Raw genomic sequence first — 23,232 nt, 5'->3', positions numbered from 1 at the left:
TGCTTGCCCAAAAAAGCACCAAAAAAGGGCACAAATTGGCCATTACGGCCGCCAATTTGATCGCTCGATCCAGCTTTTGTACTACTGTATGGACCAGCTACCGTTCGCTATTAACAGTGCGTAGATACACGGTATTCTTGGCGGGGCTGAATAGATCATCATTCGCTTATATCCTTGACCAGGTAAGGAATTCAAGTAAATTGGATGCAATTTTAGTCGGATAACAATGATTCTTTTTAAATGTTGAACTGTGGAAGGTTTGGCAGAAAAATATGTTTATATGCCGCTGAATTATAAGCGTGTAGATTACTGCATTATTGTATCTAAACAAACAAACGGCATGCAGAATGCGGATCAGTTCCCTGTTCTTTTGGTCATATCGATTTAATGCTAAATAGTATGGGGGAGATGAACGGAGCGTCGCAACTACTGTTGGATAGCAGCACAATGTTGATTACAAAAATATTATGTCAACCCCGGGTGATTCATTCAATATATCAATAAAAGCATCACATTAATATAGTAAACAATTCGCCGCTGGGTGTATAAAGGTTTGTAATAATTTTTTTCTTTTCTTGGAAGGTGAGTTTATAATAAATATTGTGTAAGGCGGAGTTAATTTTAGCGGCGTTTTTCAATACATCGCCGGTATGTTGCCGGTCGATGGCAGTTTGTACTGCCGGGGGCAAATCCTTTGCAGAGATGGTATATTCCTCTTCCATCCATTCGCCGGACTGGTTAAAACGGGCAAGTTTGCGCTTATTGTCTTGGCGGAAAGAAACTTGCCAGCGGTTGTAGGTGATGCTTTCCCATTTACCGGGTTTTACATCCGGGTACTTCTCCGTGAAATTTTGCACGATTTCACTGGGTACCTTATTTTTATTTTGTTGGGCTGTTGCGGGGATAACGATGCCCAAACATATCAAGAGGGTATAAAACAATTGTTTCATCGTCAACAGGTTGTAAGGTGTGAAAAAAAGCTAGTATTTTTCGCTCCGACCGGGATGAGTGCCTATAAAATAAGGGATAAAAAAATACCCCGTACTGGAGAATCCATACGGGGTAAAATTAAAATTTTATACTGACTTATAGCTTAAAATTCTGCATTTTTTGGCGTCCTGGGGAAAGGTATTACGTCGCGGATGTTAGTCATTCCGGTAACGAACAAGATCAGCCTTTCGAAACCTAGCCCGAAGCCGCTATGTACGGCAGATCCGAACCTGCGGGTGTCGAGATACCAATACATTTCCTCAACCGGGAGATTCAATGCTTCCATTTTGGCAACCAGTTTATCATAATTCTCTTCCCTTTGTGAGCCGCCTACGATTTCACCGATGCCTGGGAACAGGATGTCCATAGCGCGAACCGTATTACCATCATCATTTTGTTTCATGTAAAATGATTTGATAGCCGCTGGATAGTCCGTGATAATTACCGGTTTTTTGAAATGTTTTTCGACCAGGTAACGTTCGTGTTCACTTTGCAAGTCCGTACCCCAATCGTTTACCGGGTATTGGAATTTTTTATTTTTGTTAGGCTTGCTATTTTTCAGGATATCAATTGCCTGGGTATAAGTAATTCTTTCGAACTGGTTGTGTAATACAAATTCCAGTTTTTCTACCAACCCCATCTCGCTGCGTTCTGCCTGCGGTTTTTGTTTTTCTTCTTCTACCAAACGCTGAGCTAAGAACTCGATGTCATCGCGGTTGTGTTCCAAGGCGTAACCGACAACGAACTTGATAAATTCTTCAGCGAGGTTCATATTGTCCTCGAGGTCGTAAAACGCCATTTCCGGTTCTATCATCCAGAATTCGGCCAAGTGCCTCGCGGTGTTGGAATTTTCTGCGCGGAAAGTGGGGCCGAATGTGTATATATCGCTGAGAGCCATGGCGCCCAGCTCACCTTCGAGTTGCCCGGAAACCGTTAAGTTGGTAGCGCGGCCGAAGAAATCTTCCTTGAAGTCAACCTGTCCTTCATCGGTAAGTGGCGGGTTGATGGGATCGAGGGTGGTGACGCGGAACATCTCCCCTGCACCTTCGGCATCGGATGCCGTTACGATAGGGGTATGTAAATAAACAAAACCCTTGTCGTTAAAGAACTTATGCACAGCGTAAGCGAGGGTGTGCCGCACGCGGAACACGGCGCCGAAAGTAGCGGTACGGAACCTGAGGTGGGCGATTTCCCTTAAAAATTCAAGGCTGTGTTTCTTGGGTTGTAGCGGGTATGTTTCCGGGTCGCTATCGCCCAGGATTTCAATGTTTTTGGCCTGCATTTCCACCTTTTGGCCGGAGCCGAGGGAAGGAACGATGGTACCGGTAGCGCTGATGGCAGCGCCCGTGGTGATCCTTTTCAAAGTGGCAGGATCCATATTTTCAAAATCTACTACGATTTGCAAATTATTATTAGTAGAGCCATCATTTAACGCTATAAACCGGTTGCTGCGGAAAGTGCGCACCCAACCCTTAACCGTTGTTTCATACTGCACAGCTTCATTGCTCAGGAGCTGTTTAATCTTAACTCTTTGGCTCATAAATAAAGTTTTATAAAAGTTTTAAGGACTGCAAAAATAGCAAATCTCAACTATTGTAATAGTAGGAGTTACGACGAAAAAGCGAAGAAATTTGTTAAATTGGCCTAGAAATTGCTATATTTGCAGGTAACCCGCGATCAAAAAAGGAAACCCACAGTTTCCGAGGGGTATAAAAAGCTAAGCAAATAGCCATAATATACTACCAACTCGAGTTAATCAGCACTGATTCCAACAATATAGTCCAAAAAAATGTTAATTATAGAAAGGTGGAGCTTGTTCGTATAATATTTTTTTGGATAAATCTAAAACTTGTTTTAATCTTGTGCTCTAATCTGCCTGATTAAGTAATGTTTCTTTTGCCATCTTCATCAGCAGTCCTTAACTCAAGTGATCCCTACTAAATTTAATGACCAAACTTTTTTAATTGAAGGAAAACAATTATTCATAATTGGTGGATGTTGGTATGCTGTGGTACCCGCCTCACAATACTTCTAAAATTTGACAACTCAGATGATGTACGACATCTTACAACTGAACGACATGCTCGTTCCTGAACTGCTTGATATAGCAGAAAAAATCGACATTCCAAACGCGAAGAAACTTGATAAGCAATCCTTAATCTACAAAATCCTTGATAAACAAGCAGTAATGGCTTCTGAAGATCAGCAGGAAGGTGAAGAGAAAAAGACCAGGAAGCGTAAAACAACAACGAAGAAAGAAGAACAACCCGCTACGGAAGAGGAAGAAAAACCCAAAAGAGGACGTAAGCCTGCTGCCAGCAAAACTGCTGCTAAGGAAGAGGAGAAAGAAAAAAAGGAAACCAAAGCTAGCGAAGCACCTAAAAAACGCGTGTTAGACCTCGATATCGATCTTGATATACCTTCCCTGACTTTTGATGACGATGAAGATATCATTTTGCCGGCCCTCACGGGTGAAGAAGAAGCCGTGGAAGAAGTAGAGGAGGAAGAAGATGATGAACCGATCGTAGATCTTTCGGCTTTCGAAGATCTTCCTGCCGCGACAGAAGAGGCTAGCCCGGTGGAAGAACCGGTTGCTCAACAAAAGCAAAAATTTGGAAAAAGGGAATCCTCTTTTAATATTGAATTTGACGGCGTAATCGTTAGTGAAGGCGTATTGGAAATGATGCCTGATGGCTATGGGTTCTTACGTTCCTCCGATTACAATTACCTCAGTTCCCCAGACGATATTTACGTATCTCCTTCCCAAATCAAATTATTCGGTTTGAAGACCGGGGATACGGTGAAAGGCGCTGTTCGCCCACCCAAAGAAGGTGAAAAATATTTCGCCTTACTGAAAGTGGAAACCATCAATGGCAAACGCCCGGATGAAGTGCGCGACCGCGTTCCTTTCGATTACTTAACACCGCTGTTCCCATTCGAAAAATTCACGCTTACCACTACTCAAAATAACTACTCAACCCGTATCATGGACCTGTTTACCCCGATCGGTAAAGGGCAACGTGGTTTGATCGTAGCGCAACCGAAAGTTGGTAAAACCATGTTGCTGAAAGAAGTGGCTAACGCGATCGCTACCAACCACCCCGAAGTTTACCTGATGGTGGTTTTGATCGATGAGCGTCCTGAAGAGGTAACCGATATGGAGCGTAGCGTCAAAGCGGAAGTGATCGCTTCTACTTTCGATGAACCGGCTGAAAAACACGTAAAAGTATCTGCTATCGCCTTGCAAAAAGCAAAACGGTTGGTAGAATGCGGCCACGATGTTGTGATCTTATTAGATTCCATCACCCGCCTGGCACGTGCCCACAATACCGTGGCTCCTGCTTCCGGTAAAGTATTGAGCGGTGGTGTGGAAGCTAACGCGATGCAGAAACCGAAACAATTCTTCGGCGCTGCCCGTAAGATCGAAAACGGTGGTTCCCTTACCATACTGGCTACAGCCTTGATTGACACCGGCTCCAAAATGGATGAGGTGATCTTCGAAGAGTTTAAAGGTACCGGTAACATGGAATTGCAATTGGATCGCCGCTTAGCTAACAGGCGTATCTTCCCTGCTATTGATGTGGTAGCTTCTTCTACCCGTAGGGATGACTTACTGTTGGATAGAGAGGTGTTATCCCGTGTTCATATCCTGCGCAATCACTTGGCAGATATGAATACCGAAGAATCGATGCAATTTATGTTGCAGCATATGCGCGGCACGAGAAGCAACGAAGAATTCTTGACAACGATGAACCGGTAAGATCGGTTTTATATATGACTTTATACACGGGAAGAGACAAGGCATGACTTGTCTCTTCCCGTTTTATGATGACTCATTTATAAGTTTATAAGGGCAAAAATCATCCCGTGATTTTTATCGCAATCCCCGGAAAAATATATTCAACAAGGTATTTTCCAATTGCATATACTCCTGCAATTTTTCCCGGTTTTGAAGATCCAATTCGTTGCCCTGCCTCTTACACCAAACCACCCAGTTTCCGAATAAGGTGCCGGCGAGTATCATTGCTACTTTTCCGGGATCATGTTCTTTAGAAACCTCTCCCAAAGCCTGCCCTTTCTCGATCCATTGGCTTAAAAATTGAATTTCCGATTGTTCTACCAAATCGCTTACTTGCCGCATCAATGATGAAGGGCGATCCGAAATCCATTCGTGGATGCCGAATAGGAAATGGTAGTCGGACAGTACTTTTTCCTTTAACATCTGGTATCGTTCCTGTACGGCTTTCATCGAGGAAGTTGTTTTCGTGAAAGCGCTAATATCTTCAAAAACGGTATTTACAATCTGTTCGATGGCGGCAACGTAAATACTATCTTTATCAGCGAAATAATAATATAAAGAGCCTTTGGATATATCAAGATCCCTGGCAATCTCTTCCATCGTAGTTTTAGCTAAACCGTAACGTTGGAAGCGTTTGACCGCTGCATCGATAATAAGTTTTCTTTTCTGATCTTGCACCGCCATAAGTGTATGTAATTGTTATAGGTGTTGAGCTGCAAATATGTGATTATTCATTGAAAAGTTATTACATAATTGCCAGAACTGTATGGAATTTATTTTAATTGGCTGATCAAATCTTTCCTTCTACGATCGGTAACCTCCAATTTTGTACCACTTTTTAGATGTAAAAAATTACTGCTATCAAGTTTTTTGACATGTGAAAGTTGTACGAGCTGCGTATTATTGACCTGGTAAAAGCCCATGTGCGAGAACAGTTCCGCATAATATCGGAAGCTTTTAGTAGTGCGGATCGTGCCGGCATCGGCAAGGTGTATGAAAGCGTATTCCCCGTTGTTTTCTATATAGTCAATCTTATTTACCGGTATACAATTTTCTTGCCCATCCGCTTGTGTGCTAATAAGGTAACGGGGATAAGGCGCATGAGGATCGAAATTTTTAAGCAATGCATCATAGCGCTTACTTTCCATTTTATTGGCCAACCTTTCTTCAACTTGGCCGACAGTTTGAACGAGGCTTTCTTTGTCGATCGGTTTAAGCATTAAAGCGATCTCGCTAAAGCGTATGGCATGCAGGAAACGTTTTTCGAATGCGGTTACGAAAACAGCTTCGAAAGAACCATCGTAGGCGCCGTTCAATACATCGAAGCCGGTGCCATCGGGCATTTCGAGATCAAGAAAAACCAGTTGTGGACGGTGAATCTTGATGTGTTCGATACCTTCTTTACAATTGGAGGCCATGGAAACCACCTCGATCTGCGGGCAATACCTAGCTAACATTAAAGAAATGATATCGCGGCTATTACGTTCATCGTCTATAATAATGGCTTTAATCATATTGGCAATATTGGGGTCTTATAATTGCGGTATCAATATCCTTACCAATGTACCTGTGCATGAACTTTCTTGGCTACTTTTATCTATTATTTCAATTTGGATACCGGTATTATACATCTTATTAAGAATTTCAGCCCTATTATGGCTGATCTCCAAACCGGAAGATTGGTGATTTGAATGTAAGTTACGAATTGCTTTGCTTCGTTCAATGCCGATACCATTATCTTCTATTATACATTCTAAAATATCATTATGAAGCAAATGAAACCTGATGTATAACATCCCTGTAACCTGCTGTTCATTATTCATCCCGTGTTTTACAGCGTTTTCAACATAGGGTTGTAATAACATCGCGGGGACTTCCAGTTCTGAAATGGGTATATTGTTTTCCACCAGGACCTGGTATTCCATTTTATTTTCAAAGCGCATCTTCTCCAAACCGAGGTAAGTATTTAGGTAAGCTATTTCATCGGAAAGGGTGATGAAATTTCTACGGGAGAAATCCAGGGTTTTACGGATAAGATAAGAGAAATCGGATAGGTATTTTTGCGCGTATTCGTAATCTCTCTGCATCACGAATAGCTGGATGGAGTTGAGGCAGTTGAAAATAAAATGGGGGTTGATTTGTGCCCTGATGGCTTTCAGTTCTATTTCAGAGAACTTCTTCTCGTATTCCATCTCCATCTGTAATTTACGTTGCTCTTCCAGCTCCTGTTTTTTCCTGAGAATTTCTGTCGTTTGTTCTTTTACGAGTTCTTCTAGTTGTTCGTTTAGCTTTCTTTGTAAGGATTTATTTTTATTTAATTGTTTTATCAATAATTCCTGTGTCTTAGTTTTATCTTGATGCAGCATCTTGTTCCTGTAGCTCAGTCCCGCGGCAAAGAAGAGCGCCTGTAATATTACCCCGGCAGAAAGCGTTGCAGGGGATGGTGCGAGTTCTGGTAACGCGCTTACATTCGGAGCATGGTGAAGGAAAAGGAAGCTGTAAACGGAAACGAAATAAGGGCATAATGAACCCAGTATAAAAAATCTTGCCAATGGGTGGTGCTTAGTTCTCCTTGTTAGCGCAATTAACACGATAACTAATGGTACGAAGCTGGAGAAATATGTATATGAAAAAATGTTGGCGGCTATATCGAAATGATCGAAATAAATGCAACTTGCCGTAATGATTAATAAAACCGTAGCAAGAACGGCTGCTATTTTAAATACCTTACCCATGAGTGGGTAACGTTCCCGCAGGCTAAGAAAACTGTTCCCAAACAGTAAGTGCACGATGAAAAAGCAAAACAAAATGGCGGGGATATCTGCATAGTACTTCAGCATCGGCCAGCGGTGGAAATACGATAATTGGAAGGGCCGGAACTCTATCCTCAATGCATACATGAATATTAACCCGAGAAGGTATGCCGCGAAAAATAAGGATGATCTATCCGGCAATTGTGTATAGTTAATAATTGTTATGCATAGCAAGGCCAATAACATGCCGATCATCGTATTATAAATGATCGTCATGGAATCGTATTTTACATATTCGCGGTGTTTAAAATTTTGATACGTTAAGGGGTTATGTAAAGTTGGTGAAAAAGCGGCCTCGACATAAAATGAATTTTTGATATGTAGCAGGAAAGTCCTGGTTTCGCCGGGGGGGACCTGCACGGGCATCGCGAAGTTGTCCCATCGTCTTACCCCGGTTGGATCCATCATCATCCCGGCAGTTTGCAGGAGCTGATATTTTCCTGAAACATCTTTTTTATACCAGTATAACTTATCGTGCCAACCAGTAAACAGGTAATTATCGAGCTCGGATGCAGTAGCGTTGTGGATAGAAAAACGGAGCCAGTAATCTCTTTTCCCGTTAGCCCTGATCTTATCATCATGGAAAATGCCGGCTGGGGTGGCGAATAATTTTTCATCGATCTGCGTAGCGTCGACCCGGTGGCTGCTGTCAACCATTGCTTGAAGATTATCTTGCAGGTTTACCGGGTAATGCAGCCCTTCATCTATGCGCACCGTATCCTGGGCCAATGAAATTTGACCAAAAACCAAGCAGCAGCAGATGAGGAATAAATATCGCACAGGTAGGGAAATATTAGTCATTAAACCAGTTCATCGATCGCTTTCGCGAGGCGCCGATCCTTATCAGTTACAGTATCCCCGGCATCGTGGGTAGATAAAGATATTTCTACCTTGTTATATACATTCGACCAATTGGGATGATGATCCATCTTTTCGGCTATCAAAGCCACCTTGGTCATGAAGGCAAACGCCTCTTTAAAGTCCTTGAACGTAAAGGATCGAAACAAGCGATCTCGTTGTTCTTGCCACATAAAGAATTATTTTGGGATGAAGGAATCCCATCGGAAAAGGATTCGAAATACTATCTATATCAAAAAGATACAATACTTTATCAAACGAACGGAAAAGATACTAAAAAATTAGGTTCATTCTATTTCTTAAATCCTTTATATCCACTATAGAAACAAGCTGGACGAATTCTAATTTACGAACCTGGTCAATCAATTTCTTGATATCATCAACCTGGTAATAATTGCCTTTTATCAGCCATAAATAATCAATGTGTTTTAGTTCCGGCATTAAAAATTCGGCCTTGCAATGATTATTATATAAATAGTGTGATACGGATTTTATGTTTTCCCGGTCTTCGTAAACGGTAAAGTGAAAATGGCGGTTATTTTTCGTAAGGTTAATCTCCAAGGTATTGTTGACCTTAAAACGGTATCCCAGCTCACGGTTAACCTGCCAACAAAGTTGGTAATCCCTCACGGGAGAAACAATCCCGACCAAGTAAGTAGACTCAAAAAAGTCATCTACTAGTTGATCTTGATCCAATTTCAGCTTTAATACCGACATATACGGAGATTGTGGATAAATACTATCGTATTGTTGTGTATACTGATTACCGCTCGTCGATGAATACTTTACTACCTTTAATTGATGATTACTGCCGTTTCCTTTATCTTTCATTTATGTTCATTCGGATCCCAGTAAAACTTTTTGAACTGTTGGATTTTGCCATCCTTCACGGTAAGCCCTTCGGCTTCTAACAAAGCTTGCATTAAACCGGGCTGTTCGAAATGGTCTTTGCCCGATAATTCCCCCAACCTATTCACAACCCTATGCGCCGGTACTTTCGGTTTTGCCGAACCTGCGGCATGCATGGCCCAACCTACCATCCTCGGCGTTATGCGCAAACCAGTTGCTTCCGCAATGGCGCCGTAAGTACTAACGCGACCTTTCGGTATTTTCCTGGCCACCTCGAATACGGCTTCAAAGAAGGAGGTTTTATCCTTGCTTTTGCCGGTCGTTGAGGAGCTTTGTTTTTTTGGGCTCGGGAACATTTTCATAATTATACGGGCAATGTTTACAGCCGTTACCACAGCAATGCCCTCTTTCCAAGTGAAATTTTGCTGTCAATACCATCAGGCCATCGCCGTTATAATAAAAGTCAATCCCCTCCTCCAGTTTCTTTTTCATCGGTGCTGAGTCTGATTTTTTTCCAATCTATCGGTTCACCCGGTAATGTAAATTTAAGAAAACGAATGGTTCTGCCATCGGCAAGATGCATTCTTTCGTAAAAAGTTTTAATATCTAGTATGGGTTCAATTGCTGGTTGGGCATATACATCCGGAATATCTTCCAATAAAGGGCAATTTACCACGGAAACTACTTCCTTGGTAAATTCATACAATTCCGGTGAATCCGTTTTGAGATTTACGGTAGCACCGGGTATTAATACTTTTTGATATATACCCAGGAATTTCGGATGCGTCAAACGTTTCTTGGCTTTGGAATTACGTAAAAACGGATCGGGAAAAGTGATCCATATTTCGGCTACTTCGCCGGGATTAAAATAATTATCGAGCTTGTCGATCTGGGTACGTAAGAAAGCCACGTTTTGCAAACCTTCATCCAAGGCCGATTTGGCGCCTTTCCAGATGCGGTTTCCCTTCAGGTCCACGCCCATAAAATTACGATCGGGAAACATCCTGGCTAAACCAAGGGTGTAGTCGCCTTTCCCGCAAGCCAACTCCAGGGTTAGCGGATGATCGTTCTTAAAATGTTCCTTCCATCGCCCTTTCATGTTTTCAGGGTAGATCAAAACGTTGGGGAACGTTTCTATTTCAGCGAATCGTTGCAATTTCTTTTGTCCCATGGGGCGCAAAATTACTTAATTATTTCAGTACTTATAAAACAAGTATACGCGGTATCATTTTGCCAATTAGCAGCTATTAATGGGTAATTAACAAATAGAAATAGGAATTTATATTGAATTTCTTTTACTTCACGCTACACGCAAATACAATTGTGAATGCATCCCATACGTAACCAGGCCTCAAATAATTGGTGGAGATACTTACTTGTTTTCGGAGTAATATTATGTTTCATTTTACTTTCTTTTCCCGGTAACCGCAGTGAGGCTGATGATGGATTTTATTATGCGTACCTGGTCCGCGATAATTCATGGGAACGGCTGTTCCAATCCAGGTATTTACTATTCTTGCCATTTTTGAAAGCTGCGCATACTTTCTTCTGGCAGCTTGGTTGGCATGCCGATGTATACAAATTCATGTGTTATGTAAGCGCAGCCTGTAGTGCTGCTACCTGCGTGCTGGTCTATTATACGTTGAATAATGTATTTAATATAAAGAGAACTACCGCGGTTTGGGGTGCGGTTTTATTAATGATCTGCTATGGCTTTTGGAGATATGCCGTGGAAGCAGAAGTATATGCCATTTCCAATTTATTGTCTATCCTCGTTTTTCTGTGTATGTGGCGTATGACCAAGGAGCGGGGTTCCAGGAAATGGTTGTTGATCACCAGCGTGCTGGCCGGGGTATCCGTATTGTTTTACAAGCCAAACGTGATCCCGTTGTTTTTTGCGTTCCCCTTCTGGTTGCTGATTAGGCGGCAATGGTCATTTACATTTGCTTACGGTATTTTGGGGTTCTTGGTTGTTTTGGCAGGTTATTATTCCGTGTACAGCGTATTCCCGGGCGATATGACATTCAGGGAGTTCTTTTTAGATGGCGCCAGCCAGTCATACGGTAGTCCTTTGGTTACCATTTTCGTGATCGGGGCCAATATTTTGGCAACCGGTTTTATATATGGATTTGAGAAGGTCGCGGGGTTTATTCATCACCGTTTCCCGGCAAATATTATCGCGGAAGAAGTATATGCCGCTAATTCCAATCCTGTCGGTAATAAGATTGCCGTAGTGACCACCATTTTGGCCGTGCTGAGTATCTTGGCAACTTTGATCCTGGTGTTCTTGAAACGGAAACGGTTAAAATTGTTAACTGCACAGGTCATCCTGGTTTTATGGATCGGGATTTACGCGATGATGTTGCTATACCTCGACCCCAATTCCCCGGAACCCTGGACGATGCTGTTGTTGCCCATGGTATTATTGATCAGTTCCTGGGTGGGGCAATTGCCGCGGGACAAGTGGGTATTCTTACCTTGGGCCATGCTGCTTTGCATCGGTCTGCATAATTTTTTCGGTGGATATCAAGTGATCCGGAAGCAATCCGGCGATTTGATCGTCCACGAAACCGGGTGGCTGGAAGGACATACATCGCAGGGCGATTTGGTAATGTCTCTAGGCGCCGGTAGCAAGCTAAACTATATTGCTTATAATACGCCGGCAACCGTTTATTCGCTGGAGCAACATTATGATAAAGCCAAGTTGAATATCCGTAATACTTTGGCAGGGCAAAAGAAGGTCTATATCCTCGAAGATGCGATCGAAATCGACCCGGCTGTGAAGTTCCGGCATCCTGAAGCGTATGAAAAGTCTATGGCGATCGTCGCGGAGCTAAAACCCTATTTAATATTGCAAAACCCCGGTGATCCTAAGTTTGCACCGGTATATGCTTTGGATCCCACTTATTTAAAAATATTAGAAAGATGACCATATGGGGGCTAATGCTTACATTAGCGGAAAATAAAAAAAGCCTGGGATGTTATAATCCCAGGCTTTTAGATAAATTGGCTGTAGGGGGAGGAGTCGAACCTCCACGTGGTAGTTAGCCCAGGCACAAGTAAGATTAGTGGTCAACCCATTATGCGAAGGTTTATCCTATGCTCCACACCCCCGAGACAAGAGGGCATGTCTGCCAATTTCATCACCCCACAATTTTTATAATGATTCGTTGTGCGTGAGAAATGATTGCTTTGAAATCACTATCGTTTTTCAATGAATCTGATGCAAATCTAAAGAGATTGGTTATTTCTTGCAAATTTTTCAAGAAAAATTTTTCAATTTTCGAAATTTTTCAAATATTTGCATAACGGTTTAAAACATTCAAAAACAAATTGTAAAAATGAGCCACAATTTGAATATTGACAAACTTGATTTACAGATCATCAGCGAGATGATGACCAATGCGGAAATTTCATACGCTGATCTCGGTAAGAAGCTATTTGTTTCCGGGGGTACGATCCACGTTAGAATGAAGAAGCTGCAAGAACTGGGTATAGCTAAAGGAACTAAATTACAGGTAGATCTGAAAATGATCGGTTACGATGTAATCGCGTTTATCGGCATTTACCTGGAAAAAAGCTCCTTGTATGACGGGGTTGCCCGTGATTTGCGCAAGATCCCCGAAATTGTTCGCCTCAATTATACAACCGGTAGTTATAGCATGTGGGCCGAGATCATATGTAAAGATATTACACAGCTCCGCCGCGTATTACACGATGAATTGCAAAAAATCAAAGGAATCGAACGCACCGAAACTTTCATCTCCCTCGAAGAAAGCTTCACCCGTACTATTAACGTAGTAGAATAGTTTATTCCAGGTAAAGATATTAGGTTCCATGGCCCGGTTGTATTTGCCGGGCCTATGAACTGTGACCATTGGTAATTACAGGTTAATTACTTAATCTTGTTCCATGGTTACAACTGAAATCGCCGAAAAAATCAAGCGGCTGGAAGAAAAGTATGCCGCTATGGGCCAAGATCTGTCGTCGTACCTCGACGGCCTCCTGTACGCAGATTATCTTACCTATTGGGATTACATCCAGCTGGATGTATTGCTCAACCTGCAACATCCCCGCACGCCCATCCCCGATGAAAGCATCTTTATTATTTACCACCAGATCACGGAACTGTATTTCAAGCTTGTGTTGAAAGCCATCGACCAAATTTGCCTCGCAGACCAACCAACCGAAGAAATTTTTGCCACCCAAATCAAGCGGATCAACAATTATTTCCGCAACCTGATTAACTCTTTCGAGATCATGGTAGACGGGATGGACAAACACCAATTCTTGCAGTTCAGGATGGCATTGCTCCCGGCGAGTGGCTTCCAAAGCGGACAATTCCGTAAGATCGAGATCTGTTCTACCGACCTGCTCAACCTCGTTTATGAATCGGAAAGACCGGCGGTAAATACGAAAGATTTGAAGTCGGTGTTGGAACACATCTACTGGCGTAAAGGAGCTACGGAATTAGCTACGGGCAAGAAAACGCTGACATTGCGTCAATTTGAAGCGAAGTACATGAACGAGTTCCTGGAACTGGCCACGAAGTATGAAGGCCGTACCATGGCTGCTACTTTTGCCAAATTGCCCAAGGATGCGCAACAAAACTTGCTGCCGCTGCTGAAAGAGTATGATTTGAACATCAATGTTAAATGGCCATTGATGCATTACAAATCTGCCGTGCGCTATTTACATAAAAAGCCGGAAGATATCGCGGCAACAGGTGGTACTAACTGGCAACAGTATTTACCTCCTAAAAATAAGCGTATCGTGTTCTTTAAAGACATTTGGACAGATGCCGAATTGGATGATTGGGGTAAGAACATCGTGATTTGATGCCGAAGTATTTCGAGATCTTGCAAGGTAGTAATATCCTTGCAAGATCTTTTTTTATCTAGTTATAAACTTGGGCTGCGTCCACCATCTACCGGGAGGTTGATCCCCGTAATATAGCTCCCGGCCGGGCTGGCTAGGAAAGCAACGGCGGCGCCAAACTCCCTTGGATCACCGAATCTCCCCATCGGTATTTCCTTCAGCCATTCGGCCTCGATCTCCTTTTCTCCCACCTGCCTAGCGGCTGCTTGCGCTTTGAATAAGCTGAATAATCGATCCGTAGTCATCGAGCCGGGCAGCACATTGTTGACCGTGATCCCGTAGGGTGCTAATTCCCCGGCTAAAGTTTTTGCCCAGTTGGCCACGGCGGCGCGGATGGTATTAGAAACGCCGAGGTTTTTAATGGGGGCTTTAACCGAGGTGGAAATTATTTGTATAATCCTCCCATACTTTTTGGATTTCATTCCCGGAATGACTGCCTGCACCAATAATTGATTCACGATCACATGCTGTTGGAAGGCATTGAGAAAGGCTTCAGGTTGAGCCCCGGTGATTGGCCCGCCGGCAGGTCCACCGGAATTATTGACCAGGATGTGTACCGGTTTTTCCTGCACTAAAGATTGGATCCATTCTTTTACGGCCGAAAGGTTGGAAAAATCGATGGAAAAATAACGATGTTGTTGTCCTTTCGATGTATCAAGTGAAGCCAGGGCCGTTTTCAACGTTTCTTCATTTCTAGCCACGAGTGTACAATCAGCGCCCAATAAAGCGATTTCTTGTGCAGAAGCTAGACCTAAGCCCTGTGAACTGCCGCAGATCAGCGCATGATTTCCTGTCAATGATAAATTCATGGTATGAAAAGTTTTGAGTATAAAAATAAATTTACAATAAAGTGGTATGGTTATTGGCAAAATGAAAATATTCTGCTATTTTTCGTTAAGTTTGCAGTTCAATTAATAAACTGCACCCTTACCAGGGCTATTATATACCTTAGGGCAAATAAAGAATTCCTTCCCTGCTTACATTTGTCCCCTCTGCGTAAGAAATAGCATTTAGCAAAAAATTTAATATTTTTTATAGTTATAATAACTACAAATGGAATATAATACCACACGCAATCATTTAATTATGCGGGAGTATGGCAGGAATATCCAGAAAATGGTAGAATTTCTGCTGTCCATCAAAGATAAGGAGCAGCGCCAACGCAATGCTTTTGCGCTAATAGAGTTGATGGGAACTTTGAACCCGCACTTGAGAAATGTCGAAGACTTTCGCCATAAATTATGGGATCATTTATTCTTGATCTCCGATTTTAAACTGGATGTGGAATCCCCTTACCCCATCCCTACCCGCGAATCTTTAAAGGCCAAACCGGATCCTTTACCGTACCCAAAAAAATACCCGGAGTTCCGGCATATCGGGAAGAACCTGGAAATGGTTATCAAGAAAGCCATAGAAGAAGAAGATCCGGAAAAGAAAGAAGGCTTTACCCAATGCGTCGGCAATTACATGAAACTGGCTTATGCTAACTGGCATAAGGAAAATGTTCATGATGACGCTATTAGGACTGAATTGTCTGCCATCACGGACAGCCAGTTGCAATATCAAACCGGCCTGGGCAGCGCAAGTTTCAGTAGCGGCGATAATTACCGTTCTTCAGGTTCAGGCGGCAGCAACAAGCGCAAGAATTTCCAACAAGGAAGCAAATTCAAAGGCGGTAGTAACAACAACAAAGGAAATAAGCATAATAAATACAAAAATAGGAACAAGTGAGTAGCGCTTTCGAAGTAAGAGGCGGGCAACGCCTTTCCGGTGAAATTATACCACAGGGTGCTAAGAATGAAGCCTTGCAAATTATCAGCGCCGTTCTTTTGACACCCGAAAAAGTAGTCATCCATAACATTCCCGATATCTTGGACGTCAACCTAATGATCGAATTGTTAGGTGATATGGGCGTTAAGCTCAATAGGATTTCCCGTTCTGTTTGCGAATTCCAGGCTGATGAGGTAGATTTCGAGTACATGCATTCTCCCGAGTTTAAGAAAAAGACGGGGAAGCTGCGTGGCTCGGTGATGTTTGCAGGCCCCTTATTGGCCCGGTTTGGTAAAGCTTTTATTCCAAAACCGGGTGGCGATAAGATCGGCCGCCGCAGGTTGGATACGCATATCATCGGTTTTGAAAAATTAGGCGCCAAGTTTGTTTACGAAACGGGCGATAATTATTTCAGGTTAGAAAGCGAGCAACTGAAAGGCGCGTACATGCTTTTGGACGAACCTTCAGTTACCGGTACGGCCAATATCGTGATGGCGGCAGTGATGGCAAAAGGGACTACTACCATTTATAATGCCGCTTGCGAACCTTACCTGCAACAACTTTGTAAGATGCTCAACGGCATGGGCGCCAAGATCTCCGGCGTTGGTTCCAACCTGTTGACCATTGAAGGGGTTACTTACCTCGGTGGATGCGAGCATACAATGTTGCCGGATATGATCGAGATCGGCTCTTTCATCGGTTTAGCAGCCATGACTCAAAGTGAGATCACCATCAAAAATGCCGGGATTCAACACCTGGGTATTATCCCAGAAAAGTTCCAACAGTTAGGCATACAGATGGAGTTCCGGGGAGATGATATTTATATCCCCTCGCAGGAACAATACGAAATACAAACATTCATCGACGGTTCTATACTCACCATTTCCGATCACCCTTGGCCAGGCTTTACACCTGACCTCTTGAGTATCGTTTTAGTGGTAGCAACACAAGCGAAAGGCAGCGTGTTGGTGCACCAGAAGATGTTTGAAAGCAGGTTGTTCTTCGTCGATAAATTGATCGATATGGGTGCGCAGATTATCCTTTGTGATCCACATCGCGCGGCCGTAATTGGCTTGAATAGGACACACGAACTAAGAGGAATCACGATGACATCGCCAGATATCCGTGCCGGCGTCAGCTTATTAATCGCCGCATTGAGTGCAGAAGGGAAAAGCACGATTCATAACATTGATCAAATCGATCGCGGTTATCAATATATAGATGAACGCTTGAGGAATTTAGGTGCTGATATCAAAAGGGTGTAAGTCAAAAATTTGACTATCAATAAATATAGCATCTCGATAGAACGTTTGTTTTAATTGCAATATTAATTTGTATAATGTAAGGGAACGGAAGCTTGACTTCAGGGTAGTACTATAGCATCCTCGAACGACCGTGGAAGGTATTGCTGGTTTGAGCTTCCAAGCTCGGTTGAAGACATTCAGGATTTTATTGAGAACGAAAATGCAGGTATATACAATGGAGCTTACAATTTGCTTTTATTCGTAAATATATCTTTGTCATTAATACTATATCCAGAAAGGAAATTTTTTATTTATAATGGCTTCGAAGCATAAAATCATTATCGTAACAGCGCCATCAGGCGCCGGTAAAACCACCATTGTAAGGAAATTATTGAGCAGCATGCCCGTGCTGGAGTTTTCCGTTTCAGCGGCTACACGCGCCCCCAGGGGGAATGAACAAGATGGGAAAGACTATTACTTTATGAGTCCCGAAGCATTCCAACAGAAAATCGAGGAAAATGCTTTTGCCGAATACGAGATGGTATACGCCGGGAAGTATTACGGTACGCTTAAAAGTGAATTGCAAAGGATCTGGGACGATGGAAGGGTGCCAATGGTGGATATCGATGTAAAAGGAGCTTTGTCGATCAAGGAAAAGTATCATGGGGATGCTTTGACTGTATTTATCGAACCCCCTTCTATAGATGCATTGCGCGAAAGGTTGAGCGAAAGGGGAACGGAAAACCAGGCATCGATAGAAGAAAGGCTTGGGAAAGCGAAATATGAATTATCATTTGCCCGTGAATTTGATTATATTGTAATAAATGAAGTCTTGGAAACTGCTTATCAAGAAGTTAGGTCGATCATTGAGAATTTCTTGAACAGTTAACCGGGAATAGCGTTATCCTAGGGTAAGCAAATGATGGGATTGGATTTATTCACGTTATCTTTGTTTCGATGGATATTACTACGGTTATCTTTCTAGTGCTAACATTGTTACTGACCGGTTTATTTGCCGGTGTAGAAACCGCCTTTGCAAACATCAACAAGCTAAGTGTAGAGCTGCGTAAAAAGCAAGGTCGCACCACGGGTCGTATCTTGGCTGGATTTATAGAAAACCCCGCCCGGCTTTTGGCTACCAGTTTAATCGGTTTATGTATCATGACCGTGATTTACGGGATGTTGGTGGCCGGCTTGTTGGACCCGGTTTGGAATTATTTTTGGGATACGGAATACCAGGAGCGTATCCGTCCTGCCCTGATCTTCGCAGAAGTGATCATCGCCTCCATCGTGATGTTATTTTTCGGCTTTTTTATCCCGAGGAGTATTTTCCGTTCAAGGCCGGAAGGGATGCTGAGTTTCTTCGCATTGCCAATTTCCGTTTTGGCTAAACCTTTATATGTAATCGGCAATGTTTTGGTCTCCATCTCCGAATGGATACTGAAATACTTGTTTAACGTGCGGTTGATTGATTCGGATCAGCCATTTATCCGCGTTGATGTCGAACAGTTTACAAGGCAGTCGCAGCAACATATGAATGAAAATCAAGACTTGAATACGGAGTTGTTCGAAAATGCCCTATCATTAGTTCATGTAAAGATCCGGGGTTGCCTCATCCCGCGTAAAGAGATCGAGGCGGTGGATATCAATAATGATATCGGGACTGTAAAACGGAAATTAATCGAGACGAAATTGTCTAAAATTATCGTGTATGATAAGAATATAGATAACATCTTGGGATACGTTCACCAGCTGGATATATTTAAGAACCCTCCCGATATAAAGTCAGTGATCCATGAAATAATAGCTGTTCCTGAAACAATGAGCGCTATAGACTTGTTAAATAAGTTTAATAAAGAGCATCGCAGTATTGCCTGGGTGGTTGATGAGTTTGGAGGGACCGCGGGCATCGTTACGATAGAGGACGTGTTGGAAGAGATTTTCGGGGAGATCAAGGATGAACATGACGTGGAGGAATTCGTTGAAAGACAGATTGCTGAGAAGGAATATATATTTTCCGGACGGTTGGAGCTGGATTACCTGAACGAGAAATACGGGTTCAATTTCCCGGAAGACGAAAGCGAAACTTTATCTGGCTACATTATTGCTCACCACGAGAAAATCCCGAAGAACAAGGAACGGATTATTATAGATGATTACGAGTTTGACATTATCAGTGTGACAGATACGAGGATTGAGATGGTTAAAATGAAAAAATTTAATTAAAATAATTAGAAAGTATTATTTTTACACACACTAAAGCAAAAACGATATTGCTTTTTTATGATATAAGTAATGATATCCAATAACTTATAAAAAAGATGGCCTGAAAGTGGCCATTAGCAATAAAAAGAGGGCTAAATCGTTTTTGTAAAAAAGTAGTATAAATTAACACGAAAGGTGTAAATTTAAGTTAAGCAGCGTAACACAATAATTTGATTTTTGTTAAAAGGTTGTAAAAAACTTTGTTATAACATTGATAATACGATATTTCTTTCTAAATTTGTTGTAGAAATTCAAAAGCTCTTAAAAAATCTATTACTCGATTCTGAATAGCTTGCCATTAAAAGGAATTAGTAAAGTTATAATAGAGAGCGATAAGACATTCTCGAATTCAACTTTTTTGGGGTTAACAAACAATGGATGAAAGGCCGGCTCTTGATTCTTCTTGGGCTGGCTCTATTTTTTTTAGCAATCATGTTGATGATTGGAACCTCATAAAATTATTATATGTTAAAACCACCCCCCTGCGGGTGGTTTTTTTATGCGTTGAAAACATTGGCAATATTTGTCTATCCCCGGATAATTTATTGGGTTAAACAACCTAACATCCCTAGATTTCGTAGGTATATAGAAATTTTAACCTGGTTTTAATACAGCTTATGTAACTTGCAAAGGGCCTGTAGGCTTTCATTTTTATCATTAATATGGTTGGCAAAAGCCTGTTAGATCAAAGGTTTTTTGAGGACTTACATCATTTTGAAAAAATGTGCTGGCCTTCTGTTATATTTGTGATCCTTGACTATTAGATAACGTATGTTTAAAAAGATTTTCGCCAATAATCAGGATAAGGCAGAGATGTCATTTTTCGATCACCTGGAGGAGTTACGTTGGCATTTGGTTAGATCGGCTTTCGCTATCGTGATTTTAAGCGTTTTCGGCTTCATCTTTACGAAGGAATTCTTAGATTATATCGTATTTGGTCCCACGCAGGATTGGTTTCCAACTTACCATTGGTTATGTAAATTCAGTAATTCCGTCGGGTTAGGAGACAAATTATGTATTTCGCCGACGGACTTCAATTTCCAAAACCCGAAGATGGCCGGGCAGGTAATGTTGCAATTTAAACTGGCCTTCATATTGGGTCTTGTAGGCGCTTTTCCATACATATTCTGGGAATTTTGGCGCTTCGTAAAACCGGCGTTGAAAGAAAAGGAAAGAAATGGCGCGCAAGGCCTGATCTTCTGGATTTCTTTCCAGTTTTTCCTGGGGATATTATTCAGTTACTTTTTAATTGCCCCATTTACAATTAATTTCTTAGCAGGATATACAATAACCGATAATGTTCAGAATTTCTTTTTTATCGATGACTACTTCTCCTTGCTGACCCAGATAGTAATCGGTATGGGGGTGTTGTTTGAACTGCCCATCTTGGTGTTCTTTTTAACCAAGATCGGCTTTTTGACGCCTAGTTTCATGCGTAAATACCGCCGCCATGCTATCGTGATCATCCTCGTTTTAGCAGCGATAATTACCCCGCCGGATGTGATCGATCAATTGTTGGTATTCATACCTTTGTATACATTATACGAGATCAGTATCATTGTTTCTAAAAGGGCAATGAAAGGACGTGAAGAAAAAGAAGATGTTGAAGAATGGTCCTAATTGATCAATTGTTCACCAAGGAATGAAAATTACATACACCATGGAAAACAAAAGCTTTAACCTGTCGCTCCCAATCGCAATTGGGAGCGACCATGCAGGTTACGATTATAAAGAGGAGTTGATCTCCTTTCTTGAAGCGAAAGGTTTGCAAGTCAATGATTTCGGACCTTTTTCCAAGGATTCGGTGGATTATCCCGATTTTGCCCATCCCGTTGCCAATGCAGTTGAAAAAGGCGAAGCCGCCTTCGGTATACTGATCTGCGGTAGCGCAAACGGTGTAGCCATCACGGCAAACAAACACCAAGGTATCAGGGCCGGCTTAAGCTGGGGGGAAGAAATTGCACGCCTCGTTCGTCAACACAACGATGCCAACATCTTGTGTATCCCTGCCCGCTTCGTGGATGTTGCCCTGGCAACCCAAATGACGGATATTTTTATGAACACCGAATTTGAAGGCGGTAGGCATGCCAACCGCGTGCACAAGATAGCCTGTAGCTAAAAATTTAGAAAGCTGGTTGAAGTTATTTACCGGGGCTCCCGGTAACTGCCCTTGCAGGATAACTCTACCAGCTTTTTTATTGCCCAAGCTTACTAAAACCAATATACATTACAACCAAGATCTACCTGATTATGAAAAGAACAACGCAATTGACCGCGGGACTGTTAGTGCTGGCTCTTGCTGCCCAGGCGCAAATGAAGTCCCCCGATGCTGCCATCAAGCAGTTTGGGAACACAATTACGGCGGCCGATCTCAAAAAGCAATTATATATCGTGGCTGGACCAGGAATGGAAGGCCGGGAAACAGGTACTGCCGGGCAACGCAAAGCGGCGGATTATATCCGCGATCAATTCAAAGCATTCGGTTTGCAACCAGGGGCTAATGGCGAATGGTTCCAGTATTATTCCCTCTTCCAAGATGTTCTGGAAAGCAGTCAAATCAATATTGGCGGCACGAATTATGAGTTTGCCAAGGATTTTTACGCTTCCTTGAAGGACAGCAAAAGCGAATCTCTCACGGTAAATAATACCGTGCTTGCCGGTTATGCAGATAAACCCTTACAAGGAAATTATAAAGGGAAGGCCGTGGTGTTTTTACAAGATGCCCCGCAACCTGGAATGAGAAGGAGGATGAACCCTGTTGACCAGGTTAAGGATGTTGTGAAGGATGCCAAGGTCGTGATGTTCGTAATGAATAATAGCTCCATGGCTAACATTTCCCGCATCGCCGATCGTTTGAAAAGATCGGGTTTATACATGGGACAGGCTGATGAGCAGGAATCGCAAAACGTTTATTTCATTTCTGAAACAATGGCCGCGGCAATATTCGGACAAGCCGCTTTCGATACTTACAAAGCTAGCCCGAAAGAAAGCTTGAAATCATTAGAAAGCAAAACTCCCCTGGAAATCGAGCTAAAAAAGAAAACCGATGAAACAAAATCGTCCAATGTATTAGGTTACTTGGAAGGAACGGATAAAAAGGATGAAATCGTGTTTATTACGGCTCACTACGACCACCTGGGAACGCATGACGGGCAAATTTACTACGGCGCCGATGACGACGGTTCCGGTACCGTCTCCGTTATAGAAATGGCCCAGGCCTTCACCGAGGCTAAAAAAGCCGGTCACGGACCGAGAAGAAGCATGGTGTTTATGACGGTTTCCGGCGAAGAAAAGGGCTTGCTCGGCTCCCGCTATTATACGGAACACCCTATTTATCCACTGGAAAAAACCGTCGTAGATCTGAATATAGACATGGTGGGAAGGGTTGATCCGGCGAAAGTGGCCGATACAAATTACATATATATAATTGGTGATGATAAGTTGAGTTCTGAACTACGTCCGATAAGTGAAGCCGCTAACAAGATCACGAACCTTGAATTGGATTATAAATACAATGATCCCAATGATCCTAACCGTTTTTATTACCGTTCAGATCATTACATGTTTGCGCAACATAACATCCCGATTATCTTCTATTTCAACGGTGTACATGAAGATTATCACAAGCCGACAGATACGGTGGATAAAATTCATTATGAACTGATGGCTAAAAGGGCCCAGCTAGTATTTTATACCGCCTGGGAGATCGCTAACCGTGAAGATAAGCTGCCGGTAGACAGGCACGAGAAATAATGTTTCCCTCGAT

General features: G+C 42.4%; 22 protein-coding genes and 1 tRNA gene. 11 read left to right on the top strand and 12 right to left on the bottom strand.

Annotated features, from left to right (window positions below; genetic code table 11):
- Positions 1-509: 509 nt before the first annotated feature.
- Both COR50_RS03625 and asnS read right to left on the bottom strand, forming a co-directional pair.
- Positions 510-950, bottom strand: coding sequence for a PepSY-like domain-containing protein (locus COR50_RS03625; protein WP_098192723.1), 441 nt, complete (start codon positions 948-950; stop codon positions 510-512).
- Between the two features lie 143 nt (positions 951-1,093).
- Positions 1,094-2,530 carry an asparagine--tRNA ligase gene (gene asnS, locus COR50_RS03620; protein ID WP_098192722.1) on the bottom strand — a complete coding sequence of 479 codons (1,437 nt, stop codon included), beginning with the start codon at positions 2,528-2,530 and terminating at the stop codon, positions 1,094-1,096.
- Between the two features lie 513 nt (positions 2,531-3,043).
- Between asnS and rho the strand changes: the two genes are divergently transcribed.
- Positions 3,044-4,750, top strand: a complete 1,707-nt coding sequence (gene rho / locus COR50_RS03615; protein WP_098196083.1) for a transcription termination factor Rho — start codon at positions 3,044-3,046, stop codon at positions 4,748-4,750.
- Positions 4,751-4,864: 114 nt separating this feature from the next.
- Here the strand turns inward: rho and COR50_RS03610 are convergent, their stop codons facing one another.
- The 8 genes from COR50_RS03610 to trmB form a co-directional block, all read right to left on the bottom strand.
- Positions 4,865-5,473 carry a TetR/AcrR family transcriptional regulator gene (locus tag COR50_RS03610; RefSeq protein ID WP_098192721.1) on the bottom strand — a complete coding sequence of 203 codons (609 nt, stop codon included), beginning with the start codon at positions 5,471-5,473 and terminating at the stop codon, positions 4,865-4,867.
- An 89-nt stretch (positions 5,474-5,562) separates the two neighbouring features.
- Positions 5,563-6,303 (bottom strand): LytR/AlgR family response regulator transcription factor, encoded by a 741-nt coding sequence (locus COR50_RS03605; protein WP_098192720.1) that lies wholly within the window; start codon positions 6,301-6,303, stop codon positions 5,563-5,565.
- An 18-nt stretch (positions 6,304-6,321) separates the two neighbouring features.
- On the bottom strand, positions 6,322-8,382 hold the full coding sequence (locus tag COR50_RS03600) for a histidine kinase (protein WP_198405770.1): 2,061 nt from the start codon (positions 8,380-8,382) through the stop codon (positions 6,322-6,324).
- Between the two features lie 20 nt (positions 8,383-8,402).
- The gene (locus tag COR50_RS03595) at positions 8,403-8,633 is read right to left on the bottom strand and encodes a 4a-hydroxytetrahydrobiopterin dehydratase (protein WP_098192718.1); all 231 of its coding nucleotides are present in this window, start codon (positions 8,631-8,633) and stop codon (positions 8,403-8,405) included.
- Between the two features lie 100 nt (positions 8,634-8,733).
- Complete coding sequence (locus COR50_RS03590; RefSeq protein ID WP_232516262.1) at positions 8,734-9,291, bottom strand: IPExxxVDY family protein; 558 nt, start codon at positions 9,289-9,291, stop codon at positions 8,734-8,736.
- The gene (locus tag COR50_RS03585) at positions 9,288-9,671 is read right to left on the bottom strand and encodes an MGMT family protein (protein WP_232516261.1); all 384 of its coding nucleotides are present in this window, start codon (positions 9,669-9,671) and stop codon (positions 9,288-9,290) included. Before COR50_RS03585 ends, COR50_RS03590 begins: the two co-directional genes overlap by 4 nt.
- Positions 9,610-9,747, bottom strand: coding sequence for a DUF5522 domain-containing protein (locus tag COR50_RS22405; protein ID WP_232516361.1), 138 nt, complete (start codon positions 9,745-9,747; stop codon positions 9,610-9,612). Before COR50_RS22405 ends, COR50_RS03585 begins: the two co-directional genes overlap by 62 nt.
- A gap of 25 nt (positions 9,748-9,772) precedes the next feature.
- Entirely contained in the window at positions 9,773-10,480 is a 708-nt protein-coding gene (gene trmB, locus COR50_RS03575; protein WP_098192715.1) for a tRNA (guanosine(46)-N7)-methyltransferase TrmB, read from the bottom strand.
- Positions 10,481-10,636: 156 nt separating this feature from the next.
- Here trmB and COR50_RS03570 point away from each other — a divergent pair, with 156 nt between their 5' ends.
- Positions 10,637-12,238 carry an ArnT family glycosyltransferase gene (locus COR50_RS03570; RefSeq protein ID WP_098192714.1) on the top strand — a complete coding sequence of 534 codons (1,602 nt, stop codon included), beginning with the start codon at positions 10,637-10,639 and terminating at the stop codon, positions 12,236-12,238.
- A 78-nt stretch (positions 12,239-12,316) separates the two neighbouring features.
- On the opposite strand, the gene COR50_RS22215 is transcribed toward COR50_RS03570, so the two are convergent.
- Positions 12,317-12,462, bottom strand: a tRNA-Asp gene (locus COR50_RS22215).
- Between the two features lie 188 nt (positions 12,463-12,650).
- On the opposite strand from COR50_RS22215, the gene COR50_RS03565 reads away from it, so the two are divergent.
- Positions 12,651-13,118, top strand: a complete 468-nt coding sequence (locus COR50_RS03565; RefSeq protein WP_098192713.1) for an Lrp/AsnC ligand binding domain-containing protein — start codon at positions 12,651-12,653, stop codon at positions 13,116-13,118.
- Between the two features lie 103 nt (positions 13,119-13,221).
- Positions 13,222-14,148 carry a tryptophan 2,3-dioxygenase family protein gene (locus COR50_RS03560; protein WP_098192712.1) on the top strand — a complete coding sequence of 309 codons (927 nt, stop codon included), beginning with the start codon at positions 13,222-13,224 and terminating at the stop codon, positions 14,146-14,148.
- 62 nt (positions 14,149-14,210) lie between these two features.
- Here COR50_RS03560 and COR50_RS03555 read toward each other — a convergent pair whose 3' ends face one another.
- A complete protein-coding gene (locus tag COR50_RS03555) occupies positions 14,211-14,996 on the bottom strand; it encodes an SDR family oxidoreductase (protein WP_098192711.1) in 786 nt (261 codons plus the stop codon).
- A 244-nt stretch (positions 14,997-15,240) separates the two neighbouring features.
- Here COR50_RS03555 and COR50_RS03545 point away from each other — a divergent pair, with 244 nt between their 5' ends.
- The 7 genes from COR50_RS03545 (at position 15,241) to COR50_RS03510 (ending at position 23,219) form a co-directional block, all read left to right on the top strand.
- Complete coding sequence (locus COR50_RS03545; protein ID WP_098192709.1) at positions 15,241-15,918, top strand: DUF4290 domain-containing protein; 678 nt, start codon at positions 15,241-15,243, stop codon at positions 15,916-15,918.
- Positions 15,915-17,222 (top strand): UDP-N-acetylglucosamine 1-carboxyvinyltransferase, encoded by a 1,308-nt coding sequence (murA, locus tag COR50_RS03540; RefSeq protein WP_098192708.1) that lies wholly within the window; start codon positions 15,915-15,917, stop codon positions 17,220-17,222. Before COR50_RS03545 ends, murA begins: the two co-directional genes overlap by 4 nt.
- A 295-nt stretch (positions 17,223-17,517) precedes the next feature.
- Positions 17,518-18,090, top strand: coding sequence for a guanylate kinase (gene gmk, locus COR50_RS03535; protein WP_098192707.1), 573 nt, complete (start codon positions 17,518-17,520; stop codon positions 18,088-18,090).
- Between the two features lie 68 nt (positions 18,091-18,158).
- A complete protein-coding gene (locus COR50_RS03530; RefSeq protein ID WP_098192706.1) occupies positions 18,159-19,427 on the top strand; it encodes a hemolysin family protein in 1,269 nt (422 codons plus the stop codon).
- An 810-nt stretch (positions 19,428-20,237) separates the two neighbouring features.
- Positions 20,238-21,086 (top strand): twin-arginine translocase subunit TatC, encoded by an 849-nt coding sequence (gene tatC, locus COR50_RS03520; RefSeq protein ID WP_098192704.1) that lies wholly within the window; start codon positions 20,238-20,240, stop codon positions 21,084-21,086.
- A 40-nt stretch (positions 21,087-21,126) separates the two neighbouring features.
- The gene (rpiB, locus tag COR50_RS03515; protein ID WP_098192703.1) at positions 21,127-21,585 is read left to right on the top strand and encodes a ribose 5-phosphate isomerase B; all 459 of its coding nucleotides are present in this window, start codon (positions 21,127-21,129) and stop codon (positions 21,583-21,585) included.
- Positions 21,586-21,716: 131 nt separating this feature from the next.
- Positions 21,717-23,219: a M28 family peptidase gene (locus tag COR50_RS03510; RefSeq protein WP_198405769.1), complete on the top strand. Its 1,503-nt coding sequence runs from the start codon at positions 21,717-21,719 to the stop codon at positions 23,217-23,219.
- The last annotated feature ends 13 nt before the right edge of the window (positions 23,220-23,232 follow it).

The sequence above is a fragment of the Chitinophaga caeni genome, from assembly GCF_002557795.1.
Classification (GTDB): domain Bacteria; phylum Bacteroidota; class Bacteroidia; order Chitinophagales; family Chitinophagaceae; genus Chitinophaga; species Chitinophaga caeni.
Note: the sequence above shows the minus strand (reverse complement) of the source record. Positions and strands in the feature narration are given on the sequence as shown.

Bases quoted from the DNA above. Each gene is read 5' to 3' on its own strand.
- COR50_RS03570 (WP_098192714.1), top strand. From the start codon at position 10,637: ATGCATCCCATACGTAACCAGGCCTCAAATAATTGGTGGAGATACTTA.
- rpiB (WP_098192703.1), top strand. From the start codon at position 21,127: ATGGAAAACAAAAGCTTTAACCTGTCGCTCCCAATCGCAATTGGGAGC.
- asnS (WP_098192722.1), bottom strand. From the start codon at position 2,530: ATGAGCCAAAGAGTTAAGATTAAACAGCTCCTGAGCAATGAAGCTGTG.
- COR50_RS03560 (WP_098192712.1), top strand. From the start codon at position 13,222: ATGGTTACAACTGAAATCGCCGAAAAAATCAAGCGGCTGGAAGAAAAG.
- gmk (WP_098192707.1), top strand. From the start codon at position 17,518: ATGGCTTCGAAGCATAAAATCATTATCGTAACAGCGCCATCAGGCGCC.
- COR50_RS03565 (WP_098192713.1), top strand. From the start codon at position 12,651: ATGAGCCACAATTTGAATATTGACAAACTTGATTTACAGATCATCAGC.
- COR50_RS03585 (WP_232516261.1), bottom strand. From the start codon at position 9,671: ATGAAAATGTTCCCGAGCCCAAAAAAACAAAGCTCCTCAACGACCGGC.
- COR50_RS03545 (WP_098192709.1), top strand. From the start codon at position 15,241: ATGGAATATAATACCACACGCAATCATTTAATTATGCGGGAGTATGGC.
- COR50_RS03530 (WP_098192706.1), top strand. From the start codon at position 18,159: ATGGATATTACTACGGTTATCTTTCTAGTGCTAACATTGTTACTGACC.
- COR50_RS03590 (WP_232516262.1), bottom strand. From the start codon at position 9,291: ATGAAAGATAAAGGAAACGGCAGTAATCATCAATTAAAGGTAGTAAAG.
- trmB (WP_098192715.1), bottom strand. From the start codon at position 10,480: ATGGGACAAAAGAAATTGCAACGATTCGCTGAAATAGAAACGTTCCCC.
- rho (WP_098196083.1), top strand. From the start codon at position 3,044: ATGTACGACATCTTACAACTGAACGACATGCTCGTTCCTGAACTGCTT.
- COR50_RS22405 (WP_232516361.1), bottom strand. From the start codon at position 9,747: ATGGTATTGACAGCAAAATTTCACTTGGAAAGAGGGCATTGCTGTGGT.
- COR50_RS03595 (WP_098192718.1), bottom strand. From the start codon at position 8,633: ATGTGGCAAGAACAACGAGATCGCTTGTTTCGATCCTTTACGTTCAAG.
- COR50_RS03605 (WP_098192720.1), bottom strand. From the start codon at position 6,303: ATGATTAAAGCCATTATTATAGACGATGAACGTAATAGCCGCGATATC.
- tatC (WP_098192704.1), top strand. From the start codon at position 20,238: ATGTTTAAAAAGATTTTCGCCAATAATCAGGATAAGGCAGAGATGTCA.
- COR50_RS03555 (WP_098192711.1), bottom strand. From the start codon at position 14,996: ATGAATTTATCATTGACAGGAAATCATGCGCTGATCTGCGGCAGTTCA.
- COR50_RS03510 (WP_198405769.1), top strand. From the start codon at position 21,717: ATGAAAAGAACAACGCAATTGACCGCGGGACTGTTAGTGCTGGCTCTT.
- COR50_RS03625 (WP_098192723.1), bottom strand. From the start codon at position 950: ATGAAACAATTGTTTTATACCCTCTTGATATGTTTGGGCATCGTTATC.
- COR50_RS03610 (WP_098192721.1), bottom strand. From the start codon at position 5,473: ATGGCGGTGCAAGATCAGAAAAGAAAACTTATTATCGATGCAGCGGTC.